General features: G+C 72.8%; 24 protein-coding genes and 1 tRNA gene. 13 read left to right on the top strand and 12 right to left on the bottom strand.

Annotation, left to right across the window (positions count from 1 at the left end):
- Positions 1 to 149: 149 nt before the first annotated feature.
- Complete coding sequence (locus QSK22_RS11440; RefSeq protein WP_285494065.1) at positions 150 to 854, bottom strand: GNAT family N-acetyltransferase; 705 nt, start codon at positions 852 to 854, stop codon at positions 150 to 152.
- A gap of 190 nt (positions 855 to 1044) precedes the next feature.
- Between QSK22_RS11440 and QSK22_RS11445 the strand changes: the two genes are divergently transcribed.
- Entirely contained in the window at positions 1045 to 1674 is a 630-nt protein-coding gene (locus QSK22_RS11445) for a PadR family transcriptional regulator (RefSeq protein WP_285494066.1), read from the top strand.
- 31 nt (positions 1675 to 1705) lie between these two features.
- On the opposite strand, the gene otsB is transcribed toward QSK22_RS11445, so the two are convergent.
- Both otsB and QSK22_RS11455 read right to left on the bottom strand, forming a co-directional pair.
- The gene (gene otsB / locus QSK22_RS11450) at positions 1706 to 2554 is read right to left on the bottom strand and encodes a trehalose-phosphatase (protein WP_285494067.1); all 849 of its coding nucleotides are present in this window, start codon (positions 2552 to 2554) and stop codon (positions 1706 to 1708) included.
- Positions 2555 to 2572: 18 nt separating this feature from the next.
- A complete protein-coding gene (locus tag QSK22_RS11455) occupies positions 2573 to 2887 on the bottom strand; it encodes a DUF3263 domain-containing protein (RefSeq protein WP_285494068.1) in 315 nt (104 codons plus the stop codon).
- 477 nt (positions 2888 to 3364) lie between these two features.
- Between QSK22_RS11455 and QSK22_RS11460 the strand changes: the two genes are divergently transcribed.
- A complete protein-coding gene (locus QSK22_RS11460) occupies positions 3365 to 3961 on the top strand; it encodes a MarR family winged helix-turn-helix transcriptional regulator (RefSeq protein WP_285494069.1) in 597 nt (198 codons plus the stop codon).
- Positions 3962 to 4121: 160 nt separating this feature from the next.
- Here QSK22_RS11460 and QSK22_RS11465 read toward each other — a convergent pair whose 3' ends face one another.
- Positions 4122 to 4415, bottom strand: coding sequence for an SHOCT domain-containing protein (locus QSK22_RS11465; protein WP_285494070.1), 294 nt, complete (start codon positions 4413 to 4415; stop codon positions 4122 to 4124).
- A gap of 106 nt (positions 4416 to 4521) precedes the next feature.
- Positions 4522 to 6531: a S8 family peptidase gene (locus tag QSK22_RS11470; RefSeq protein WP_285494071.1), complete on the bottom strand. Its 2010-nt coding sequence runs from the start codon at positions 6529 to 6531 to the stop codon at positions 4522 to 4524.
- A gap of 349 nt (positions 6532 to 6880) precedes the next feature.
- On the opposite strand from QSK22_RS11470, the gene QSK22_RS11475 reads away from it, so the two are divergent.
- The 8 genes from QSK22_RS11475 to QSK22_RS11510 all read left to right on the top strand — a co-directional run bounded on the left by QSK22_RS11475 (position 6881) and on the right by QSK22_RS11510 (position 12635).
- Positions 6881 to 7246 (top strand): hypothetical protein, encoded by a 366-nt coding sequence (locus QSK22_RS11475; RefSeq protein WP_285494072.1) that lies wholly within the window; start codon positions 6881 to 6883, stop codon positions 7244 to 7246.
- A complete protein-coding gene (locus QSK22_RS11480; RefSeq protein WP_285494073.1) occupies positions 7243 to 7548 on the top strand; it encodes a hypothetical protein in 306 nt (101 codons plus the stop codon). The genes QSK22_RS11475 and QSK22_RS11480 overlap by 4 nt, the downstream gene beginning before the upstream one ends.
- A 205-nt stretch (positions 7549 to 7753) precedes the next feature.
- On the top strand, positions 7754 to 8260 hold the full coding sequence (locus QSK22_RS11485) for a hypothetical protein (protein WP_285494074.1): 507 nt from the start codon (positions 7754 to 7756) through the stop codon (positions 8258 to 8260).
- Between the two features lie 236 nt (positions 8261 to 8496).
- Positions 8497 to 9078: a phosphotransferase gene (locus QSK22_RS11490; RefSeq protein WP_285494075.1), complete on the top strand. Its 582-nt coding sequence runs from the start codon at positions 8497 to 8499 to the stop codon at positions 9076 to 9078.
- Positions 9079 to 9583: 505 nt separating this feature from the next.
- Positions 9584 to 9739, top strand: coding sequence for a hypothetical protein (locus QSK22_RS11495; protein ID WP_285494076.1), 156 nt, complete (start codon positions 9584 to 9586; stop codon positions 9737 to 9739).
- Positions 9736 to 10875 (top strand): methyltransferase domain-containing protein, encoded by a 1140-nt coding sequence (locus QSK22_RS11500; RefSeq protein ID WP_285494077.1) that lies wholly within the window; start codon positions 9736 to 9738, stop codon positions 10873 to 10875. The genes QSK22_RS11495 and QSK22_RS11500 overlap by 4 nt, the downstream gene beginning before the upstream one ends.
- Before the next feature lie 357 nt (positions 10876 to 11232).
- Entirely contained in the window at positions 11233 to 12132 is a 900-nt protein-coding gene (locus QSK22_RS11505) for a site-specific integrase (protein ID WP_285494078.1), read from the top strand.
- Positions 12069 to 12635 (top strand): site-specific integrase, encoded by a 567-nt coding sequence (locus tag QSK22_RS11510; RefSeq protein ID WP_285494347.1) that lies wholly within the window; start codon positions 12069 to 12071, stop codon positions 12633 to 12635. The genes QSK22_RS11505 and QSK22_RS11510 overlap by 64 nt, the downstream gene beginning before the upstream one ends.
- Before the next feature lie 89 nt (positions 12636 to 12724).
- On the opposite strand, the gene QSK22_RS11515 is transcribed toward QSK22_RS11510, so the two are convergent.
- The 4 genes from QSK22_RS11515 to QSK22_RS11530 all read right to left on the bottom strand — a co-directional run bounded on the left by QSK22_RS11515 (position 12725) and on the right by QSK22_RS11530 (position 16625).
- A tRNA-Thr gene (locus tag QSK22_RS11515) sits at positions 12725 to 12797 on the bottom strand.
- Between the two features lie 66 nt (positions 12798 to 12863).
- Positions 12864 to 13796: a 23S rRNA (guanosine(2251)-2'-O)-methyltransferase RlmB gene (rlmB, locus tag QSK22_RS11520; protein WP_285494079.1), complete on the bottom strand. Its 933-nt coding sequence runs from the start codon at positions 13794 to 13796 to the stop codon at positions 12864 to 12866.
- 128 nt (positions 13797 to 13924) lie between these two features.
- Positions 13925 to 15322 (bottom strand): cysteine--tRNA ligase, encoded by a 1398-nt coding sequence (gene cysS, locus QSK22_RS11525; RefSeq protein WP_285494080.1) that lies wholly within the window; start codon positions 15320 to 15322, stop codon positions 13925 to 13927.
- A gap of 133 nt (positions 15323 to 15455) precedes the next feature.
- On the bottom strand, positions 15456 to 16625 hold the full coding sequence (locus QSK22_RS11530; protein ID WP_285494081.1) for an acyl-CoA dehydrogenase: 1170 nt from the start codon (positions 16623 to 16625) through the stop codon (positions 15456 to 15458).
- A 198-nt stretch (positions 16626 to 16823) separates the two neighbouring features.
- Between QSK22_RS11530 and QSK22_RS11535 the strand changes: the two genes are divergently transcribed.
- A complete protein-coding gene (locus QSK22_RS11535) occupies positions 16824 to 18098 on the top strand; it encodes a UDP-glucose dehydrogenase family protein (protein WP_502872304.1) in 1275 nt (424 codons plus the stop codon).
- 83 nt (positions 18099 to 18181) lie between these two features.
- Positions 18182 to 18598, top strand: a complete 417-nt coding sequence (locus QSK22_RS11540; RefSeq protein WP_285494083.1) for a CoA-binding protein — start codon at positions 18182 to 18184, stop codon at positions 18596 to 18598.
- Here QSK22_RS11540 and purE read toward each other — a convergent pair.
- Positions 18595 to 19092, bottom strand: a complete 498-nt coding sequence (gene purE, locus QSK22_RS11545) for a 5-(carboxyamino)imidazole ribonucleotide mutase (RefSeq protein ID WP_285494084.1) — start codon at positions 19090 to 19092, stop codon at positions 18595 to 18597. The two genes, QSK22_RS11540 and purE, sit on opposite strands and share 4 nt — an antisense overlap.
- Positions 19089 to 20270, bottom strand: coding sequence for a 5-(carboxyamino)imidazole ribonucleotide synthase (locus tag QSK22_RS11550; RefSeq protein ID WP_285494085.1), 1182 nt, complete (start codon positions 20268 to 20270; stop codon positions 19089 to 19091). Before QSK22_RS11550 ends, purE begins: the two co-directional genes overlap by 4 nt.
- Before the next feature lie 241 nt (positions 20271 to 20511).
- Between QSK22_RS11550 and QSK22_RS11555 the strand changes: the two genes are divergently transcribed.
- Positions 20512 to 21183 (top strand): GtrA family protein, encoded by a 672-nt coding sequence (locus QSK22_RS11555; RefSeq protein ID WP_285494086.1) that lies wholly within the window; start codon positions 20512 to 20514, stop codon positions 21181 to 21183.
- Here QSK22_RS11555 and QSK22_RS11560 read toward each other — a convergent pair.
- Positions 21167 to 22444 carry a sensor histidine kinase gene (locus tag QSK22_RS11560; protein WP_285494087.1) on the bottom strand — a complete coding sequence of 426 codons (1278 nt, stop codon included), beginning with the start codon at positions 22442 to 22444 and terminating at the stop codon, positions 21167 to 21169. The genes QSK22_RS11555 and QSK22_RS11560 overlap by 17 nt on opposite strands.
- Between the last annotated feature and the right edge of the window lie 99 nt (positions 22445 to 22543).

Consider the following 22543-nt stretch of genomic DNA (forward strand, 5'->3'; position numbering starts at 1 on the left):
CAGCGTCACGGCGTCACAGCGTCACGGCGTCACAGCGTCACGGCGTCACAGCGTCACGGCGTCACAGCGTCACGGCGTCACAGCGTCACGGCGTCACAGCGTCACGGCGTCACAGCGTCACGGCGTCACAGCGTCACGGCGTCACGGCGTCACGGCGTTCGGAACCCGCGGAACGTCACAGGCTTGCGGATCACGAAGCCGAGCCGCTCGTAGAGCGCGAGCGCGCCGGTGTTGGCCGCGGCCACGTGGAGGAACGGGCGCTCGCTGCGGGCGGTGATGCGCGCCGCCAGCGCCCGCACCAGGCGGCCGGCGTGGCCCCGTCCGCGCGCCTCGGGGGCGGTGCAGACGGCGCTGATCTCGGTCCATCCCGGCGGCCGGAGCCGTTCGCCCGCCATGGCGACCAGCACGCCATTCTCCCGGATGCCCAGATAGGTGCCGAGTTCGCGGGTGCGGGGCCAGAACGGCCCCGGCCGGGTCCGCGCCGCAAGGTCGAGCATCTCGGGCACATCGCCGGCGCCCAGCTCGACCACTTCCGCGTCGGGTCCGGCCTCGGGGCGGCCGGGCAGACCGCCGGCGGGGGCGATCATCTGGAAGCCGTCGAGGCTGAAGACGGGCTTCCAGTCCGCTGGCGGGGTCGCCGGGTGGCTGAACAGATCGGCCGGCTCACCGCGGCCGAGCAGTCGGGCGAGGTCGGCCCACTCCGCCGGGTCCGGGTCGGCGGACACCGCGGAGAAGGTGGCGACCTGTGGAAGGTATCCGGCCGCGCGGCCGAGCCGGCGGGCCAGATGTCCGTGACGGCCGCGGAGCGACTCACCAACCGGGTCGTCGAGTACGGCGACGTCGCTGTCGAGCATGTGCTGTGCCTTTCCTGTCCTGCGCGAAGGCCGGTCATCCGGACGGCCTGTCGTGGGCCGGGAGAGGCTACCGCCGGTCCGCCCCGGTCCTCTCGCGGGGGGCCGTCCGGCCCCCGGGTGTTGTATCGCGACCGATTTCGATATATCGTTAATGCATCGCGATCAGTCAACAGTGGAAGGATGGGCAGCGATGCATCACAACGATCACTTCATCCGGCACGGCCGGTTCCCCGAGGACGGGTCACGAGGCCGGCGCGGCGCCCCGTTCGGCTGGGGCCCGGGGCCGGGCGGCCCGGGGTTCGGCCCCGGTTTCGGTCCCGGGTTCGGCCCGGGACACCCGGGCAGGCGGGGCCCCGGCGGCGGACGCGGACGCCGCATCAAGCGCGGCAACGTGCGGGCCGCCCTCCTGGCCCTCCTGGCCGAGCGGCCCATGCACGGCTACGAGATGATCCAGGAGCTCGACGAGCGCACCGGCGGCGTCTGGCGGCCGAGCCCCGGCTCGGTCTACCCGACGCTGCAGATGCTGGAGGACGAGGGCAAGCTCGTCAGCGAGCAGGACGGCGGCAAGCGCCTGTTCAGGCTGACCGAGGCGGGCCGCGAGGAGGCCGCCGCGCAGCCCGCCCCGCCGTGGGAGGAGGTGACGGGCGCCGTCGGCGAGCAGGAGCTGCGCGGCCGGCAGGCGATCGCCCAGCTGATGGGCGCGCTGCACCAGGTCGCGGCCGTCGGGAGCCCGTCCCAGAAGGAACGCGCGCTGGAGGTCGTCAACGACGCCCGCCGCCGCCTGTACAGCATCCTCGCCGACGACCCCGAGGCCGAGTAGTGACCCGGCACCCGGCACCGCGACCGCGCGCTCAGCTCCCGTCCAGGGAACCGGCGAGAGCGTCCAGGAAGCCGACCACCCCGTCGGGGCCGTCCACCACCAGGTCGGCGCGGTCGGCGAGAGCGGTCACCTCGGCCGAGCCGCTGCACACCTTCACCCCCGGAACGCCCTCGGCGCGCAGCGCGTCGATCGCATCGTAGGCGGCCAGGTCGCCGAGGTCGTCCCCGGCGAACAGCACCGCCGAGGGGAAGGGGCGGCCGCCGGGGCGGGCGGAGCGCGTCTCGTCCAGGAAACGGCGCAGGGCCATGCCCTTGTCCATGCCGGGCGGGCGCAGCTCCAGGACGAACCGTCCCGGCTCCACGGCCAGACCGGTGCGTTCGGCGAGCGCCTCCAGGACGCCGCGCAGCCGGTCGAGCGCGACCTGCGGCTCGGCGCAGCGGCGGGTGTGCACCGCCACCGCCTGCCCCTTGTCCTCGACGTAGGTCGCGTCCGGCGCGCCCGCGGCCCTGAGAATCTCGGGCAGCTTGGCGCGCGCCTCGGCGACACCGGGCGGCGGCTCGGGCGTGGTCAGCTCGCCGGCCTCCCAGCGCTCCAGGCCGTACTGCCCGAGCACCACCAGGCCGTCCACGCCGTCGAGCCCGCCGTACTCCACGGCCACGGCCGCGGGACGGCCGGTGATGATCGCCAGCGCGCCCACGCGCGGGGCGAGGCGGGCCAGCGCAGCGGCCGCCCCGGGATGGGCCCGTGCCGCCGCCGGGTCGTCGACGATGGGCGCGAGCGTGCCGTCGAAGTCGAACCCGAGCACGGCGCCGCCCGGGTCGGTGCGGATCGCGTCCAGGCCGTCCGCGCCGGCGGCCGTTGTCGGGGAGAAGACGTCCACCCGTCCAGTGTCGGGCACTCAGGGCCGGATTCCGAACCGGCGCGCGGCGCGCTGCCGCTGCCGTTGCGCGCGCATCCGGCGCAGGCGCTTGACGAGCATCGGGTCGTACTCCAGGGCTTCGGGGCGGTCGAGCAGGATGTTGAGGAGCTGGTAGTAGCGCGTCGCCGACATGTCGAACTGCTCGCGGATCGCCTGCTCCTTGGCGCCGGCGTACTTCCACCACTGCCGTTCGAAGGCGAGGATCCGGCGGTCGCGCTCGGACAGTTTGCCGGCCGGGAAGGCGGGGTCGTCCTGGCCGTCGGGCACCGGTTGCAGGGCTGGGCCGTCGTTCATGCTGCCGTCCTGTCGGGGGCCGTCGTCGGGGCCGCACGCGGGGGTCGCCGGCGGGGGCCGACGTCTCGCACATGACGTCCCCTCTGTGGTTAGTGATCCCGGGTCGTCCGGGTTCGGCCGGTGCCATGGTACGCGTCCGCGCGGCCATCGGCCGGGCGTTCCGCCGGAACGGCACGGCGGTGACCGGTGATGGCATGGGGCTGAGGGGGCCTCGTCGTCACGAACGGCTACCAGTGCACCACAAAGCGGCCTTCGGACGGGCCGTCTCGGCGCGCCTGTCGGGGCGGTTTCCTCGCGACCTTTCCCCGATATCGTCCGGTGCCGGACGTCGCGCTCCGGGCATGCCACTATCGGACGACGGCCCGCGTTGTGCCAAAAGTAGGACACGTGGGAACGCATGTAGATTGCATGCGAATTCATGTGTACGCTGCAATCGTATTTGTGGACAGACCGACACGGTGAACGGAGGCCGTGGCAATGGCGACGGAGCACGCGTCCGGGGGACCCTCCTCCTCCCAGGACTCCGCCGAGCCTCCCGACACCGTCCTGTCGGAGATCGGCCGGGCGCTGTTCCACCTGCGCCGGATCTGGATCAAGCCCGATCTGATGAAGAAGATCCGGGCGCAGACCTCCGGCGGGCCGGGCGGGCGCCCGCTGCAGTACTCCAACCTGATGGTGGTGCACGCGGTCGCCGCACTGTCCGCCGCCGCGGAGGACCCGGGCTGCCCCACGACCGAGGTCACGGTCGGCGCGGTCGCCGAACGCCTGGAGATCGACCCGTCCACCGCCAGCCGACTGGTCGGCCACGCCATCGATGCGGGCCTGGTGTCGCGCCGCCCGTCCCCGGTGGACGCCCGCCGCGCCAACCTCGGCCTCACCGAGGCGGGCCACCGCGTCCGGCAGGTCGCCGAACGCTCCCGCCGCGCCTATCTGGCCGGCCTGATGGCCGACTGGACCCCCGAGGAGCGGGCCGAGTTCGCCCGCCTGCTCACCCGCTTCGCCGAGGCCGCCGTCCAGACGCCCGCCCAACTGGAGGGCATCGAAAAGATCTTCCGCGAAGCCGGCGCCGACTGACCACCCGCCCCTCACACGCTCACCGGCGCCGCCCCCCAACCCGAACAACCACCAGGCACCGGAGCCCGGGCCCGGTTCCGGGCGGACGCGCCCGTGCGCCGGAAAGGCACGGCCCAAGAGCGGCCGGAGGCGGCCGGGGGCCAGACGGCACCCGCCGGGGTCAGCCGTTGCGGAGGGCGGACAGGCGGCTGAAGTACTCGTCCTCGTCGATCTCGCCCCGGGCGAAGCGTTCGGCCAGCGTGGCGTGCGCGCGGGCCAGCGGGTCGGCCTGGACCGCGGTCGCGGCCATGCGGCGGCGGATCAGGTAGAAGGCCGCCGCCAGCACGGCCGCCCAGAACAACCCGAAAGTGATCGGGAACACCGGCCACCAGGCGGGCGCGTCGTTCCAGCCGTTGTCGTGCCAGCCCGGGCCCGGGTGCGCGGCCAGCGCCGTGAGCGTCGCCATCATCGTCATCGACCTCCTGTCGTCGTCGGATGTTCCGATGCTCGGCGACAGGTCCGGGCCATGTCGTCGTACGTCTGGAGGCTCCACCGCTACGCCACGCGGAGTAGCCCGGGGCTCACCACCACGGCGGCCGGTAGTCGTCCTCGTCGGGCGGCCGCTGCCTGCGGGAGGGGCGCCCCAGGGAGTCGTCGTCCAGGCCGGGGGGTGAGATGAACTTGCCGGGGGGCTCGCCGGTGTCGTCCAGGCCGGGCGGGGGCGCGGACGGGAACGCCACCGCGGGCAGTTCGTCGGTCGTGCTGTCCGCAGGCGCCTCGGGCATGTCCCCCTGGCGCGGCGGAGGCACGGTGTAGTCGGGCTCACCCGTGGAGTCGGGCTCACCCGTGAAGTCGAGGGCGTCGCCCAGCACGCTGCGGCGGAACCTCTCCCACTCCTCGTCGTCGAACACCGGTTCGTCGGCCTGGCGGGCGGGCTCGTCATACGGGTCGAGGTCGTCGGCCTTGGCGTGGAAACCGTTCAGGCCGTCCAGCCTGTGCCCCTCGGGGGGTTCCGTTCCGTAGCCGTTGACACGGGTGACGCCGCCGCTGAACTCCTCCGGGACGAAGGGACGCAGCCGCCACTGCTGCTCGGGCCCCGGCCAGGATCCGGGGTCGGGCGTGGGCTCCGGCTCTTGCCGCGGCTCGGGGGCGGGCTCTGACGCCGTCTGGAAATCCGCTTCCGGCGGCGGGGGCGGCGGCGCCATGGACACCATGGGCGGGTCGCCTCCCGGGAAGACCTCGTTGCTCTGCCACAAGGGGGCGTGCACGGGGCCCACCGAGACACCGGACGGGTCGCCCGCCTGCGCTCCGACGCGCTCGGGCGGCTGCCTCGGCCGCCACACGTCGTACGGGGAGTCGTCGTCGGCGTCGTCCTCGAAGTCGTCCTCGGGCCGCCTCCGCTGCAGCCAGCCCAGCAGCACGCCCGCCGCCACCAGGACGCCGCCGCCCACCAGGATGGCGGGCAGCATGACGCCCGTCCCCTCGTCCTCCGCGGCGACGTCGGGTTCCACCGGCTCGGCCGAGGTGGCGGGGGTCGCCTCCGGACTGCGCGACGCCCGGCTGATGGAGGCGGCCACGCTCATGGCGCGCACGCCGTCCAGCGTCGTGGAGCACGTGGTGCCGCCGCCGGGCTGCTCGCGGGGCACCGACCCCTGGACGAGCGCCTGCCGCACCTGCTGCGGCGTCAGCTTCGGGTAGCGGGCGCGGATCAGCGCGGCGACCCCGGCGACGATGGCCGAGGACGGGCTCGTCCCCGTGCCGACCACGTAGCCGCTGCTGGCGTCCGCGCTGACGATGTCGACGCCGGGCGCGCACACCTCCACGTACGAGTGCCGGTTGCTGTCCTTCCAGATGCGCATCCGCCGGTCGACGGCCCCCACGGCGATGACCCCCGGATACGCCGCGGGGAAGTTCTTGCGGTTGGCGCCCGACCCGTCGTTGCCCGCCGACGCGATCAGCACCACGCCCCTGTCGAGCGCGTACCGGATCGCGTTCTCCTCGCTGGAGCTGCCGTCGTAGAACAGCTTGCCGCCGCCCAGCGACATGTTGATGATGTCGGCGCCGTGGTCGACCGCGTACCGGATGCCCTGCGCGACCGCGTCCCGGTTGCGGCCGCCGAGCTGCCCCCCGGCCTGCCGCAGCGGATCGTCGTTCTCCCACGTCACCCGGACCGACAGGATGCGGGCCTGAGGCGCCACGCCCATCACGCCCTGCGCGCCGCCGGGGCCGTGGCCGTGCCCGGCGATGATGCTCGCCATGGACGTGCCGTGCAGGCCCCAGTAGCGGCCGCCGGGGCGGCGCAGCCCGCCGGTGAGGTCGGGCCCGGTGGTCACCCGGCCGACCAGGTCGGGATGCTTCCCGTCGACCCCGGTGTCCAGCACCGCGACGGTCACGCCGCCGCCCTTGGACGTGCGCCACACGCGGGGGATGCGCAGCGCGGTCAGATGCCACTCCCGGGCCCGGATCTGGTCGGTGCGCGCGCCGACTGCGGCGTCGGCGGGGCGCACGGGGACGGCGAAGAGGGCGGTGAGGGTCAGGGCCGAGAGCGTCGCACCGAGGCGGGCGGGCAGGCGCCGACCGGCCTGGGACACGCCGCCGCACCTCCTCCCGGCAGTCGGCCCGGGGTGTGCCCCCGGCCCCCGGTGCTCCCTGGAAAGCCCCGCTTCCGCCCCGTCGCGGAAGGCGACCGTGGTCCGTGCATCCTCGACGGGGAGGCGCGCGCTCCCCCGCCATCACGAGCCCTGGCGCCTCTCCGAACGCGTGTCATTCTGCCATGGGCACACAACAAGGCCCGGGCACTCGGCACATGCAGGCACGCTTCGGGACAGCGCGCCCCGACCTGCGCACTGCGTTGCACGACTCACCCGCGCACTGGGTTGTACGACTCACCCGGCGGACCCGTCCGAACCCCCAAGGTCCGGCGACATCCCCTGGACGAGCGTGCCGCTGTGGTGGGGGCGTGCCGCCGCCAGGTGGTTCGCCGTCCTGTACGACGGCGATCGTGACTACCTGGTCGCGGCGCCCACGGCCACGGAGCTGGGGCAGCTTCTGCACGCCGCCGGGCCGTGCGCTGGCCGCCTGCAGCAGGCACCGGCCGGGCTGCCGGGCGCCGGCGGGATGACGGCGGGCCTTTGGTCGCCGCCCGCGCCCGTACGGCGTCCGACGCCGTCCTGGCCCTTCTCGTCCGTCCCCAAGACCGAGCACGCCCCCGCGCGGCGGCCGGTGCGCGGCCGTCACGAAGCCGACCGGCGTCCCGGGCCGCTGCGGCGGCTGCTCGACGCGGTGACCTGGACGGAGCCCTGGTGAGCGGGGCGGGCCCGCAGCTGGCCGGGGACGGCTACGTCGGTATCCCCCGCGCCCTGTGGGCGGCGGTCCTGGTTGCCCTGGACGGCGAGGACGCCGAACTGCGGACCGCGGTGTACGCCGAGGTCCTCGGGCTCGGCCTCCCCGCGTGGCAGGACGATCTCGACGACCCCACGGCGTTGGCGCGTCACATTCGCGAGGTGACCGGCCTCCAGGCCGACGCCGACCCGCTGCCGCCGGGATGGACGACGCCCCGCCCCACCCTGACGCCGACCCCCGCGCCCGGCCCCGAGCCGGACGCCTAGACCGGGGGTGGCCGTGCGATGGACAACCGCCCCCGATCCTCGCGCCGCCGCCCCCCACCAGACGTGGGCGCGCCGAAGCCGGTGCACCCACCTTCGCCCCCGGGACCACTGCGACCCGGTCCCGGGGGCGGCCCCACGGATCAGGGAACGACCGGCGCGCCCTGGCCGCGGGAAACCTGTCAGCGCCGGAGGCTCGGAGGAGCTGATGAGCGTCACGATCGAAAGGACGGCCCAGGCCGTCGCCGCCCGCGACCCGCACGCCCTGATCTCGGTCGAGCTGTTCGACCAGATCGTCGCGCGCGTCCAGGAGCACATGCCGGTCGCCCGCTACTACGGTGAGCTGATGGTCGAGCAGATGCTCGCGTACGTCGCGACCGTCGCCGCCTACGACCCCGAGGACCCGCCGACCTTCGTGATCGAGGGCGGGTACGAGTTCCGGTACCTCACCCCGTCGGAGGCCGTCGACCCGGCGATCCACTACTTCCTGGACTTCACCGCCGAATGGCGCGAGTTCTGCGCGATGCTGACCGGCGGGAAGTTCATCGACCACGTGCCCATCGTGAACGAGTCGATCACCTCCGGCCGGTCGCTGGACCTCACGGTCCGCGTCATGCGTCACTTCGGCTGGGAGGTCGACGACCGCATGTGGCAGCGCGGCACGAGCTGCTGCCAGACCGACAACTGCTACCTGAAGGTCACCCGGCTGAGCTGAGGACGCCATGCCACGTAGCGACTGGACCGACCTTCCCGCAGAGGTGCGGGAGGCCATAGAGACCCGGACCGGCCCGATCCTGCGCGTCACCCCGGCCCCCGCGGGCAACCACGCCGACATCGCGTCCGCGGTGGAGACGCCCGGTGGGACGACGTTCGTCAAGGCCGCGCGGAAGCTGGAGGACCGGGACGGCCCGGAGGTCCGGTCGCTGCGGCGCGAGGCACTGGTGTGCCCGCGTGTGCCCCGGTTCGCCCCCCCGGCTTCTGTGGCACGCGGAGGCCGGGGGGTGGCTGGCGCTCGGCTTCGAGTACGTCGCAGGCCGCACCGCGGACTACTCGCCAGGGTCACCCGACCTGAGCGTCCTGGCCAAGACGGTGCACGAACTGCAGGCAACGCCCCGTCCGGACGTGGTGACGATGCCCGTCGAACGACGCTGGGAGAACCTGGGCGGCGACGTCTCACCGATGGTCGGTGACGCGCTGCTGCACACCGACCTGAACCCCCACAACCTGATCATCACACCCGGCCGCCGCGCCTACGTGGTCGACTGGGCATTCGCCTCGCGCGGCGCGCCCTGGGTGGAGATCGGCCAGATCATCCCCTGGATGCTGATATCCGGGCAGTCCCCGGCACAGGCGGAGGACTGGGCGGCCCAGTTCCCCTCCTGGCTCGACGCCGACCCGGCCGACATCGACCTGTACGTGACGTTGCATGAGGAGCTGTGGCGACGCCGCTACCGACTGCGCCCGGCCCCGTGGATGCCGCCCTACCTGGCCGCGATCCGGCAGTGGGCGGCCTACCGCAGAGGACCCCGATGACCGACCGCCCCCCGCAGATTCACCCCACACGAAACCTGCGCACGCCCACCGGCGAGACCATCCAGGTCGACGTCGGCATGGCCGACTTGGTCCAGGCGCTCTGGGCCGAGGGCTACGAAACGCTGATGTGCTGCCAGGACGCCGGCGAGGCCATCCGCGGCGGCGGCACCCGGATACCGCCCGAGCGGCGGGAGCGGTACGCCGCGTTCTACGACGGCTTCGCCTGGCTGACCATGCCGGTCGGCGACATGCAGCGGCTGCTCGCGCTCACCGCGGACCTGGCCAAGGGCAACGGCTGGGCCCCCAACATCCGCCTCCGCTCTTCGGGCCCGACCGAGTTCGCCAGCCTGCACTTCCCCGCCCGGCAGATCCGCGAGGTCATACGGCGGCTCGGCACAGTCCGAGCACCGGCAGCGAGGCGAGCAACCGACCCGCTACAGGACTGGACCCTGAAGGGAGGTAGCCACCACTCAACCCCCGCGACTTCAATCAGCAGCGACACCACATGGAGGCAGAGATGGGCATGCACGGCACGGGCGGCAACACCCGGGACGGCTCCAAGCCCAAAGACCAGCACGGCACGTTCGTCGACCCCACCAAGCAGCCGAGCAAGGGCAAAAGGGCCAAGGACGACGAGGGCAAGGGCGGCAAGGGCAAGTGAGCGAGGCCGAAGCCCTGAACCAGCAGCTCATCGACAAGCTCACGGACGCCGGCATGCTTACCGACCGGTGGCGCCCGGCGTTCCTGGCCATGCCGCGGCACCGGTTCGTCCCGGACCTCATCTGGGCCGACACCGACGACGGCGGACTCACCACACGGCGCCGCGAGGACGACCCGGCGGCGTGGCTGGAGACCGCCTACGCCGACGAGCCGATCGTCACGCAGGTCGACGACGGCGCCACCCCGGACACCGGCCGAGGCCGACTCGTCACCAGCTCGATCTCCAAACCGTCCATCGTGGCCAGAATGCTCGCCTACCTGCAGGTGGAGCCGGGCATGCGGGTCCTGGAGATCGGCACCGGTACCGGGTGGAACGCGGCCCTGCTGGCGCACACGGCCGGCGAGCAGAACGTCACCACAATCGAAGTCGACCCCGTCATCGCCGACCGCGCCCGCAAGACGCTCGCAGAAGCGGGCATCACGCCCACCGTGGTGACCGGCGACGGCGCCGACGGCCATGCGCCGGGCGCGCCGTACGACCGGATCATCGCCACCGCAGCCGTCCAACACATCCCGTATGCGTGGGTGGAGCAGACCCGGCCCGGCGGGCTCATCCTCACCCCCTGGGGAACCGCCTACGACAACGGGGCACTCGTCCGACTGACGGTCGACGAGTACGGCACCGCGCACGGCCTGTTCATCGACAACACGGTGGCGTTCATGTGGCTGCGCGCCCAGCGCACCCCCCGCCCCCAACCACCGACCGACCTGACCGGCGCGGCCGAATCGTCCACGACCCTGCACCCGGACGCGGTCGCCTGGGACGACCTCGACGCCTCGTTCGCGGTCGGGCTGCGGCTGCCCGAGGTGGCCCGAAGGTTCATCGACGCCGACGACGGCACCGACGACTTCACCTTCTGGGCGTTCGCCGGCCAGTCCTGGGCATGCGTGCAGGTCGCCGAGGGCACCACCGCGCACCGGGTGCTCCAGTACGGACCGCGCCGCCTGTGGGAGGAGATCGAGGCCGCCTACCGGTGGTGGAAGAAGGTCGGGCAGCCGTCGACCCTCCAGTTCGGGCTCGCCGTCCACCCCGACCGCCAGTACGTCTACCTCGATTCGCCCGACAACCCGGTCTGAGGCCGAACCCGCGGCCGCAGGTTCCGGCCGGCAGCGGCCAGCATGACAAAGCCGCCCCCGCCCTCCGAGGAGGTGCGGGGGCGGCGCCCCGTGGATAACTTCGGACCTCCCCGCGGACGCCCCGACCCGCCGCGCGGCCGCCCGCACCCACCCGGACGCCCCGCCAGGCCGGGCCAGCCCGGCCGGTGGAAGCCCCGCGGGCTGTGCGTCGCCGGCATCGAACAGCCAGTGAAACTGCGCCTGCGCATCCTCTGCCCATAACCCCGCACGACCAGTAACCCCCGAGGGCGTGTCCCGCCGTTCCCACAACGCCGGGACACGCCCTCTCCACTCCCCCACATCCATGGAGAACCGACCATGAAGGGAACCGTCTACAAACGGTGCGGCTGCAAGGACCCGTCGACCGGCAAGCAGATTGACCTCACGTGTCCGAAGCTGTCCAACAGCCGGTACGGCACCTGGACCCTCGACGTTCGCATCAACACCACCGAACGCAAGGGACGCCGCCTCAAGCGCGGCGGCTACACCACCAAGAAGCAGGCCGAGACCGCACTCGACCACATCCACGACCTGATCAAACTCGCCGGCGCCGACGACCGGCTACGGCAGCGCATCGGCGACATGATCTTCGCCAAGTCCGCGCGCCGCGGCCCGCTGCCCACCATCGAGGAGGTGCGACGCAAACTCGGCGCCTCCGCCGACCTCACCGCCCCCGAAGTCACCGTCCGTGAAGAACTCGAAAGCTGGATTGAAACCAAGCGGCACAAGAAGCTGAACACCTGGACGTCGTACCGCAGGATCATGGATCAATACCTGATCCCGCTGCTGGGAGAGATCCCCCGCGACCAGCTGATGCCGGAACACATCCTCGGCATGATCGACACGATCGAAGAATGGAACGCCGAGATCCAGGCCGCCGAGCAGGAGGGACGCAAGCCCTACCTGCCCGACGACAAACGCACAATGCCCCGCAAAGTCGGAATCGCCTCACAGCACCGCATCCTCGCCGTCCTGCGGAACTGCTACAACCAGGCGATCAAAAGGCCCGGCACGCGCCACTGGAACCCGTGCCTGGCGGTGGAGCTGCCGCCGGAGGTGCGTGACCCCGCGCGGGTCTGGTCCCCCGAACAGGTCGCCCGTTCCTGGAGCACTCGAAGGACGACCGCCTGTCGCTGCTGTACCGCATCATCCTGCTGCGCGGCCCCCGACGCGGCGAGGCGTGCGGCATCCGCCGCGAGGACCTGGACCTGGACGTGAAGGCCGGGAAGGGATACGCCAGGATCGCCCAGACGATCCTGGAAGTCGACGGGAAGATCGTCGTGGACACCCCCAAGTCGCTGGCGAGCCGCCGCACCGTGGCGTTCGACCGCGGCACCGTCGAAATGTTCCCCGCCCACCTGAACCGGCTCCGCCGCGAACGGCTCGCCGCCGGCGAGGCGTACCAGGACCACGGCCTCGTCTTCTGCCGGGAGGACGGCCGCCCGCTCGTACCGTCATGGGTGAGCAAGCACTTCAAGGAGCTGGCCCGCGAAGCCGGACTCCCGCCGATCACGCTGCACGAGGGACGCCACACCGCCGCCAGCATCGCCCTGGAGGCCGGCGTCCCCATCAAGGTCGTGTCGGACGGGCACGGCCACTCCACGACCCGCATCACCCAGGACCTCTACACGCACGTCCGCCCCGCACTGCACGACGAAGCAGCCGCGGCGATCGCCACACTGGTGGGCAATGCCCGCGACAAGGAGCGGGCAAGCTCGTGACACCACGGTCCCATTCTGGTCCCATCAGCCCCGAATCCGGGGCCGCCCAGGGCCCCGCCCCAAGATCGGGACAGGGCCCTGACCTGCGGAGCCGGTGAGGGGACTTGAACCCCTAACCCCCTGTTTACAAGACAGGTGCTCTGCCAATTGAGCTACACCGGCAGGTTCGTCCCGCATGGTAGTCGACGCCGCGGGTGATGCGCTTGCCGGTATTCGGGAAGGCGGGGGTCAGGACGCGCGGCGGCGGGCGACCTCGTACAGGGCGATGCCGGCGGCCACGCCGGCGTTGAGGGACTCGGCGCGGCCCGGCATGGGGATGGTCGCCAGCAGGTCGCAGGTTTCGGCGACCAGGCGGCCCAAACCCTTGCCCTCGGAGCCGACGACCAGCACGAACGGCCCGTCGGCGACCTCCAGGTCGGCGACGGTGACGCCGCCGCGCGCGTCCAGGCCCGCGACGAAGCAGCCCGCCTGCTGGTACACCTTGAGCTGCCGGGCCAGGTTGGTGGCGCGGGCCACCGGCACCGTGGCCAGCGTCCCCGCCGACGCCTTCCAGGTGCCCGCGGTGACCCCGGCGGCGCGGCGTTCGGGCACCACGACCCCGGACGCGCCGAACGCGGCGGCCGACCGCACGATCGCGCCGAGGTTGCGCGGGTCGGTGATGCCGTCCACGGCCACGATCAGCGGCGCGGCGCCCTTCAGCAGGTCGTCGGGGTGGGCGTAGCGGTACGGCCGCACCTGCAGGGCGATGCCCTGGTGGACGGCGCCGTCGGTGAGGCGGTCGAGCTCGGGCTTGGCCGTCTCCAGCAGCGGAATGCCCCGATCGGCGGCCAGCTGGATCGACTCGCGGACGCGCTCGTCGGTGCTGGACGTGACGTACAGCGCGCTGCCCGGAACGCCGGCGCGCAGGGCCTCCACCACGGGATTGCGGCCGGTGACCAGCTCGAGGGCCTCGCCGTCGGCGCGGCGCGCGCCCGCGGGGCGGCCCCGGCCCGCCGCCTCGGCGGCGCGCCGGGCCTCGGCGAGCTTCTCCCGGCCGCCCGGCCCCAGGGTGGGGGTGCCGGTACGGCGGGCGTTCTTGGCGGCCCGGGCACGCTGCCGCTTGGCGTGCCAGTGGCGGTCTTCGGCCTTGGGGGTGGGCCCTCGGCCCTTGCGCTTGGCCATGGTCGTTCTGTACGCCCTTCTGCAGTTCCGCTCGCGTGAGGGCGGCACAGCGGCGAACGCCCCGAGCACGCGATTTTATGTGGCGCACCGGACGGCCGCGGCGCGACGGTCCGCCGCGTCCCGCCCGGTCAGGCCCGCTTGAGCTCCCAGCGGGGGCCGTGGGGTGTGTCCTCGACGACGATCCCGGCCCTGGCGAGCTGGTCGCGGATGGCGTCGGCGGAGGCGTAGTCCTTGCGGGCGCGGGCCGCCTGCCGCTGGTCGAGCGCGACCGCGACGAGGGCCTCCACCACGGGCAGCAGGTCCTCCTCGCCGGCGCGGGACCACTGCGGCGACAGCGGGTCCAGCCCCAGGACGTCCATCATGGCCCGCACCGAGGCCAGGTGGCGGCGGGCGGCCTCCTGGTCGCCGGACGCCAGCGCGCTGTTGCCCTCCCGCACGGTCTCGTGCACGACGGCCAGCGCCTGCGGCACGCCCAGGTCGTCGTCCAGCGCGGCGGTGAACGCCTCGGGCAGCTCGCCGTCGGCGGAGCCCGCCCCCACCTGCTCGGCGGCGCGGGTCACGAATCCCTCGACGCGCTGGTAGGCGGACACGGCCTCGGCCAGGGCCACGTCGGTGTAGTCCATGAGGGAGCGGTAGTGCGCCGACGCCAGGTAGTAGCGGATCTCGGCCGGGCGGGCCTTGCCGAGCAGGTCGTCGAGCAGCACGACGTTGCCGACCGACTTGGCCATCTTCTCGCCGTCGACGGTGAGCAGCCCGTTGTGCAGCCAGTAGCGGGCGAACCCGTCCCCGGCCGCCTGCGACTGGGCGATCTCGTTCTCGTGGTGCGGGAAGATCAGGTCGACGCCGCCGCCGTGGATGTCGAACGTGGGCCCGAGGTACTTGGTGGCCATGGCCGAGCACTCCAGGTGCCAGCCGGGGCGTCCCTCGCCCCACGGGGTCTCCCAGGACGGCTCGCCCGGCTTGACGCTCTTCCACAGCGCGAAGTCGCGCGGGTCGCGCTTGTACTCCTCGTTGGGGGTGTCCCCGGCCGAGCGCATGTTCTCCAGGCGCTGGTTGGACAGCGCCCCGTACCGGTCGGCCCACGACTTGACGTCGAAGTAGACGTCCCCGCCGACGGCGTAGGCGTGCCCGGCCTCGATCAGCCGCCGGATCAGCACGATCATCTCCGGGACGTGCCCGGTGGCGCGCGGCTCGATCGTCGGCGGCAGGCAGCCGAGCACGTCGTAGCCCCGGGTGAACACGCGCTGGTTCGCCTCGGCCACCGCGAACCACGGGCGGCCCTGGGCCTGCGACACCGCGATGATCTTGTCGTCGACGTCGGTGACGTTGCGGACGAAGGTCACCTCGTAGCCGGACCGGCGCAGCCAGCGCAGCAGCACGTCGTAGATGACGCCCGAGCGCAGATGGCCGATGTGCGGGGCGGCCTGCGGCGTGGCACCACACACGTACATCCCCACGCGCCCCTCTTCCAGGGGCTCGAACGTGCGGACGGTACGGGTTCCGGTGTCGTACAGGCGCAGACTCACGTGCCCAGGTTATTGGATCCCTCGTGCGGTCGTGCGGCCCTTCGCCCGGCGGAGCGCTCCACGCCCCCGTCCAGGGGCCCGCAGCGCGCGGTGCTCCGGGCCGCAGACGACCGCGTCACTTGAGGAACCGGCGTCACTTGAGGAGCTGGCGGGCCATGACCATGCGCTGGATCTGGTTGGTGCCCTCGTAGATCTGTGTGATCTTGGCGTCGCGCATCATCCGCTCGACCGGGTACTCGCGGGTGTAGCCGTACCCGCCCAGCAGCTGCACGGCGTCGGTGGTGATGTCCATCGCCACGTCCGAGGCCAGGCACTTGCACGCCGACGACACGAACGTCAGGTCCGGCACCTGCTCGCCGTTCATGGCCCGCTCGGACTTCACCGCCGCGTGGTAGGTGAGCTGCCGCGCCCCCTCCAGCCGCATCGCCATGTCGGCCAGCATGAACTGCACGCCCTGGAAGTCGGCGATCGCCTTGCCGAACTGCTTGCGCTCCTTGACGTAGCCCAGCGCGTAGTCCAGGGCGCCCTGCGCGATGCCGATGGCCTGGGCGGCGATGGTGATGCGGGTGTGGTCGAGGGTGGCCAGGGCGGTCTTGAACCCGGTGCCCTCGGCGCCGATGATGCGGTCGGCGGGGATCCGCACGTCCTCCAGGATCACCTGCCGCGTCGGCGACCCCTTGATGCCCAGCTTGCGCTCCTTGGCGCCGAACGACACGCCCTCGTCGTCCTTGTCCACGACGAACGCCGAGATGCCCCGCGCCCCCGCCGACGGGTCGGTGACGGCCATCACCGTGTAGTACTGCGACACCCCCGCGTTGGTGATCCACATCTTGGTGCCGTTGAGCACCCAGTGGTCGCCGTCGCGCACCGCCCGCGTCTTCATCGAGGCCGCGTCCGACCCGGCCTCGGGCTCCGACAGCGCGTAGGAGAACATGGCCTCGCCGCGCGCGACGGGGGTCAGGTACTTTTTCTTGAGCTCCTCGGAGCCGGCCAGCAGCACCGGCACCGTGCCCAGCTTGTTGACCGCCGGGATCAGCGAGGAGGACGCGCACACCCGGGCGACCTCCTCGATCACGATCACGGTGGCCAGCGCGTCCGCCCCGGCGCCCCCGTAGGCCTCGGGGATGTGCACCGCGTGCAGGTCGTTCTGCACCAGCGCGTCCAGCGCCTCCTGCGGGAACCTGGACTCCTCGTCCACCTGCGCGGCGAACGGCGCGATCTTGGCTTCGGCCAGCTCGCGGACCGTGCTGCGCAGCATCTCGTGCTCGTCCGACGGGGCATACGTGGGAAAGTCGGGACTCATACGGCTGATGCTATCCGCAGGTAAAGTCCGTCGGATGCGCGCGGGGTACCCGTCGGATGCGGTCGCGACAGGGGGCACTACAACAGGAGCCGGGGCGAGGTCCCGGTCGGGACCGGCGACGGATCGAGAGGAGTTGTCTTGGCGCACCGCCTGACGGTGATCGGAACCGGCTATCTCGGCGCCACCCACGCCGCCTGCATGGCGGACCTGGGGTACGAGGTGGTCGGCCTGGACACCGACGCCGCGAAGGTCGACCGGCTCTCCGCGGGCGACCTGCCCGTCTACGAGCCCGGCCTGGAGCCGATCCTGCGCCGCAACCTGGCCGCCGGACGGCTGCGCTTCACCACCTCCTACGACGAGGCGGCCGACTTCGGCGACGTGCACTTCCTGTGCGTGGGGACCCCGCAGAAGCACGGCGAGTACGCCGCCGACCTGAGCCATGTGGACGCGGCGATCGAGGAGCTGGGGCCGCGGCTGCACCGCCCCTGCCTGGTCGTCGGCAAGTCCACCGTCCCGGTGGGCACCGCCGCCCGGCTGGGGGCGCGGCTGGCCGAGCTGGCGCCCGCCGGCGGCGACGCCGTGCTGGCCTGGAACCCCGAGTTCCTGCGCGAGGGCTACGCCGTCGAGGACACCCTGCACCCGGACCGGATCGTCGCCGGGCTGCCGGACGACCAGGGCGCCGCCGAACGGGCCGAGAAGGTGCTGCGCGAGATCTACTCCTCCATGATCGGCGCGGGCACCCCGTTCATCACCGCCGACTACGCCACCGCCGAACTGGTCAAGGTGGCCGCCAACGCCTTCCTCGCCACCAAGATCTCCTTCATCAACGCGATGGCCGAGGTGTGCGAGGCCGCGCACGCCGACGTCACCAAGCTGTCGCTGGCGCTGTCCTACGACGACCGCATCGGCGGCAAGTTCCTCGGCCCCGGCCTCGGCTTCGGCGGCGGCTGCCTGCCCAAGGACATCCGCGCCTTCATGGCCCGCGCCGGCGAACTGGGCGTCGACCAGGCCCTGACGTTCCTGCGCGAGGTCGACCAGATCAACATCCGGCGCCGCATCCGCATGGTGGACCTGGCCCGCCAGCTGCTCGGCGGCGCGTTCGCCGGACGCACCGTGGGCGTGCTGGGCGCGGCCTTCAAACCCGACTCCGACGATGTCCGCGACTCCCCCGCCCTCGACGTGGCCGCCACCATCCACGCCCAGGGAGCCGCGGTCACCGTCTACGACCCGCAGGCCATGGACAACGCCCGCCGCGCCCACCCGGACCTGAGGTACGGCGCCTCGGCCCAGGACGCCGCCCGCGACGCCCATGTCGTCCTGCTCCTGACCGAGTGGAAGGAGTTCCGCGAGATGGACCCCGCCGCCCTGGCCGGCGTCGTCGCCGAACGCAACATCGTCGACGGCCGCAACGCCCTCGACCCCGAACGCTGGCGCACCGCCGGCTGGACCTACCGCGCCCTCGGCCGCCCCTGACCCGGACCACCGGCGGGACAGGCCGCCCTCGGGGCCGTCCCCCCGTGGGGAACGAACTTCGCGGAGGCGGTGTTGTGGGGCATATGGGATTCGCTGATGTGGACGTGATCCGGCGGCTGCTGAACGAGTCGCGGACGTGGGCGTTCGTGGGGCTGGGCGACAACCCGGCGCGTGAGGTGTACACGCAGGCGCGGCTGCTGCAGGAGCGCGGCAAGAGGATCATCCCGGTGCATCCGTCCGGGGCGACGGTGCTGGGCGAGCGCGGGTACACCTCGCTCGCGGAGATCCCCGCGGAGGAGGGGCCGCTGGACGTGGTGGGCGTCTACCGGCGGGCCGAGCACGCGGGCGCGGCGGTGGACGAGGCCATCGCGGTGGGCGCCCGCGCGGTGTGGCTGCCGCTGGACGTGGTGGACGAGGCCGCGGCGCGGCGCGCCCAGGAGGCCGGGCTCGACGTGGTGATGGACCGCTGCCCGGCCGTGGAGTGGGCGCTGCGCCGCTAGCCGAGGCTTTCGCGCAGGCGGGCCCCCTTGGCCTTGGCCTGGTCGTACAGGGTCTGCTGGAAGTCGGCCATCTCGGCGCGCAGCGCCTCGTCGGAGGCGGCGAGGATGCGGACGGCCAGCAGGCCCGCGTTGCGGGCGGCGCCGACGGCGACGGTGGCGACCGGCACGCCCGCGGGCATCTGCACGATCGACAGCAGCGAGTCCATGCCGTCCAGGTGCTTGAGCGGCACGGGCACGCCGATCACCGGCAGCGGCGTGACCGAGGCGAGCATGCCCGGCAGGTGCGCCGCGCCGCCCGCCCCCGCGATGATCACGCGCAGGCCGCGGGACGCCGCGCCGGAACCGTAGGCGATCATGTCGTGCGGCATGCGGTGGGCGGAGACCACGTCGGCCTCGTAGGGCACGCCGAACTCGTCCAGGGCCTCGGCGGCGGCCTTCATCGTGGGCCAGTCCGAGTCGCTGCCCATCACCACGCCGACCACGGGGTCTGTCATGCGCGCTCCTTGAGGGAGGGGCCCCAGCGCAGGTAGTCGGCCGCGTGCCGGGCGCGTTCGCGGACCTCGTCCAGGTCGTCGCCGAGCGCGGTCACGTGGCCGATCTTGCGTCCGGGACGGACCTGCTTGCCGTACATGTGCACCCGGACGCCCGGATCGTGCGCCATGACGTGCACGTACCGGAAGTAGACGTCCGGGTCGTCGCCGCCGAGCACGTTGACCATGACCGCGTACGGGGCGGTGGCCTCGGTGGAGCCGAGCGGCAGGTCGAGGACGGCCCGCACGTGCTGCTCGAACTGCGAGGTGCGGGCGCCCTCGATCGTCCAGTGCCCGGAGTTGTGCGGCCGCATCGCCAGCTCGTTGACGACCAGGCCGGAGTCGGTCTGGAACAGCTCGACGGCCAGCAGGCCGGTGACGCCGAGGTGCTCGGCGATGTCCAGGGCCAGGCGCTGGGCCTCGGCGGCGGTGTCCTCGTCCAGGCCGGGCGCGGGCGAGACCACCTCGTGGCAGATGCCGTCGCGCTGGACGGTCTCCACGACCGGGTAGGCGGCGCCCTGGCCGTAGGGGGACCGGGCGACCAGCGCCGCCAGCTCCCGCCGGAAGGCCACGTGCTCCTCCACGAGGAGGTCGACGCCCTCGCCCAGCAGCCGGTCCACCAGCTCGGCCGCGTCGCGGTCGAGGGCGTCCAGCACCCAGACGCCCTTGCCGTCGTAGCCGCCCCGGGTCGCCTTGAGCACCAGCGGCAGGCCGTGCTCGCGGGCGAACGCCTCCAGGAACGCCGACGGCGCGCCCGAGGGGACGCGGGCGAACGCCGGGCACGGCGCCCCGAAGGACGTCAGGCGCTCGCGCATGACCAGCTTGTCCTGGGCGTGCAGCAGGGCGGCCGAGCCGGGTCGACAGGCCGTGCCCGCCTCCTCCAGGGCCTGGACGAGCTCCTGGGGGACGTGCTCGTGGTCCCACGTCAGCACGTCGCAGTCCTTGGCGAAGGCGCGCAGGTCGTCCAGGGAGCGCTCGTCGCCGATCCGGACGTCCGCGCTGACCTGCGCCGCCGAATCGCCGGGGTCGCGGGCGAGCACCCGCAGCGGCACGCCGAGCGAGATCGCCGCCTGGTGGGTCATGCGGGCCAGCTGGCCGCCGCCCACCATGCCGACAACCGGCGTCTGAGCTGGATTCTTCACGTGGAGAAGGCTATAGGGACGCGGCGGGCGAACGAACGCGGCCGGTCCGGCGTCCAACGGTGCGTGATGTCTCTCGCCGGGGGCAGGTATCGAGCCGGGTGCCGTGATCGTCCGAGTGCAGCCGTCTCACCGGCACCATGCGTCTATTCTCGTTCTGGCCCCGGTATGAGCGCGGGGCTCCGGGCCCCCCGCCGGTGAGCCCGATCCCAGTGTCCGAGGTCCGGAAGGACGGTTTCCCTTCGTGAGCCTGGTCGCCAACCTCTACCGACGTTTCAAGCACGTCGTGCACGAGCTCGCGAAGTTCGGCAGCGTGGGCGCCGCGGCGTTCGTCATCACGTTCGCCGTGGGCAACGCGCTGCACACCGGCCTCGGCATGGGCCCGCTGTCGTCCAACGGCATCGCGACGGTGGTGGCGACCACGTTCGCGTACCTGGCCAACCGCTACTGGACGTTCCGGCACCGCGACCGCACCGGGCTGGGCCGCGAGTACGTGCTGTTCTTCGCGTTGAACGGGGTCGGCCTGGTGATCACGCAGTTGGTCATCGGGTTCACCTACTACGTGCTGAGGCTGGACGGGGCGCTGGCCTACAACGGGGCGCTGGTCATCGGCACCGCGCTGGCGACGCTGTTCCGCTTCTGGTCGTACAAGAAGTGGGTGTTCCTGCCCGCGAGCGCGCCGCAGGTGGACCCGGCCTCGGGCCTGCCGGAGGCGGGTGCGACACCCGGCCCCGGTCAGGCGGCCGCCGGTGCGGCTCCGGTCGGCGGGGCGCCCGTCAACGGCTCCGGCCACCAGGTCCAGCACCCGGTGAACGGGCACGCGGCCAATGGGCCCGTCAACGGGCACACGGCCAACGGGCTGGCCAACGGGAAGGCGGCCAACGGGCGGAAGACGACCGTCAGACAGGGCCGCTGACCACCCGTTCCTCGGCCAGCCTGGCTTCCGACGCCTGCCGCAGGAACACCCCGAACACCGCCGGACGGGCCTGGATCAGCTCCAGCCGCCCGCCGTCCACCACCGCCAGCGACCGGGCCAGGTACAGGCCCAGGCCGGTGCCCTTGCCGCTGGTGACGCTGCGTTCGAAGATGCGGGCCTCCAGTTCGGGCGGGATGCCCGGGCCCTCGTCGCCGACCTCGACCACCACCGAGTTCGCCCCCGGCTTGGTGGTGATGGTGACGGTGCCGCAGCCGTGCACCAGGGAGTTGTCCAGCAGCGTGGCGACGATCTGGGACAGCCCCTCCGGGCTGGTCATGCCGACCAGGCCGGTGTGCCCGGTGATGCGGATGTCGCGTCCGGCCCGGCGGAAGATGGGGCGCCACTCCTCCACCTGCTGGGCGATGATGTCGTCGATCCGGGTGGGCACGGCCGCTCCGGTGCGGTCGTGCCGGGAGCGCGCCAGCAGCTGCTCGACCACCGCGACCAGCCGTTCGGCCTGCGCGACGGCGGCCGCGCCCTCCTCGCGCACCACGTCGGGGTAGTCGGCGGCCTCGATCATCTCCTCCAGCCGCATGGACAGCGCGGTCAGCGGGGTGCGCAGCTGGTGGCTGGCGTCGGAGGCGAACTCCCGGCTGGCCGCCAGCAGGTCGGCGATCCGCACCGCGCTGCGGTCCAGGACCTCGGCGACGCGGTCGACCTCGGGGATGCCGTACCTGCGGCGGCGCGGCCGGGCGTTGCCGCTGCCCAGCCGGTCGGCGGTCTCGGCCAGGTCGATCAGCGGCAGGGTGAGCTTGCGGGCCTGGACCATGGCCAGCCCCACGGTGACGGCGACGCCGAGCGCGGCCAGGCCGCCGATCAGCGCCAGCTGGCGCAGCGCGGCGTCGCGCACCTCGCGGGCCTCCTGGGAGACCTGCACGTGCGTGCCGCCGGCGTCGGCCGAGGCGGTCAGCAACCCGGCGTCGCTCGGCGGCCGCGCCCCCGCCGTCACCACCTGGTTGCCCGGCAGGGTTATGGTGATGTACCGCCCCGGATACTCCTGGGCGATCTTCTGCGTGGTGATCGGCTGCTTGGACTCCAAGCTGAAGCCGACGCCGCCGAGGATGGACGCGGCCTCGCGCTCCAGCGACTGCCGGGCCTCCTCATAGATCAGTTTGTGCGTGGCGTAGGCGAGGGGTATGCCGAGCAGCAGGATCGCGACGATCGCCACCGCGAGCGTCGACAGGAGCAGCCGGCGCCTCATCAGGGCTCCTTAGGGGACGAAGCCAAGATCACGCGGTCCCTCCTCCGCACGGACTGTCGCGGGGCCGCCTCGCCCCGGGCGAGGGCGGCGCGCATCGCG

The sequence above is a fragment of the Actinomadura sp. NBRC 104425 genome (assembly GCF_030269545.1).
Lineage (GTDB): Bacteria > Actinomycetota > Actinomycetes > Streptosporangiales > Streptosporangiaceae > Spirillospora > Spirillospora keratinilytica.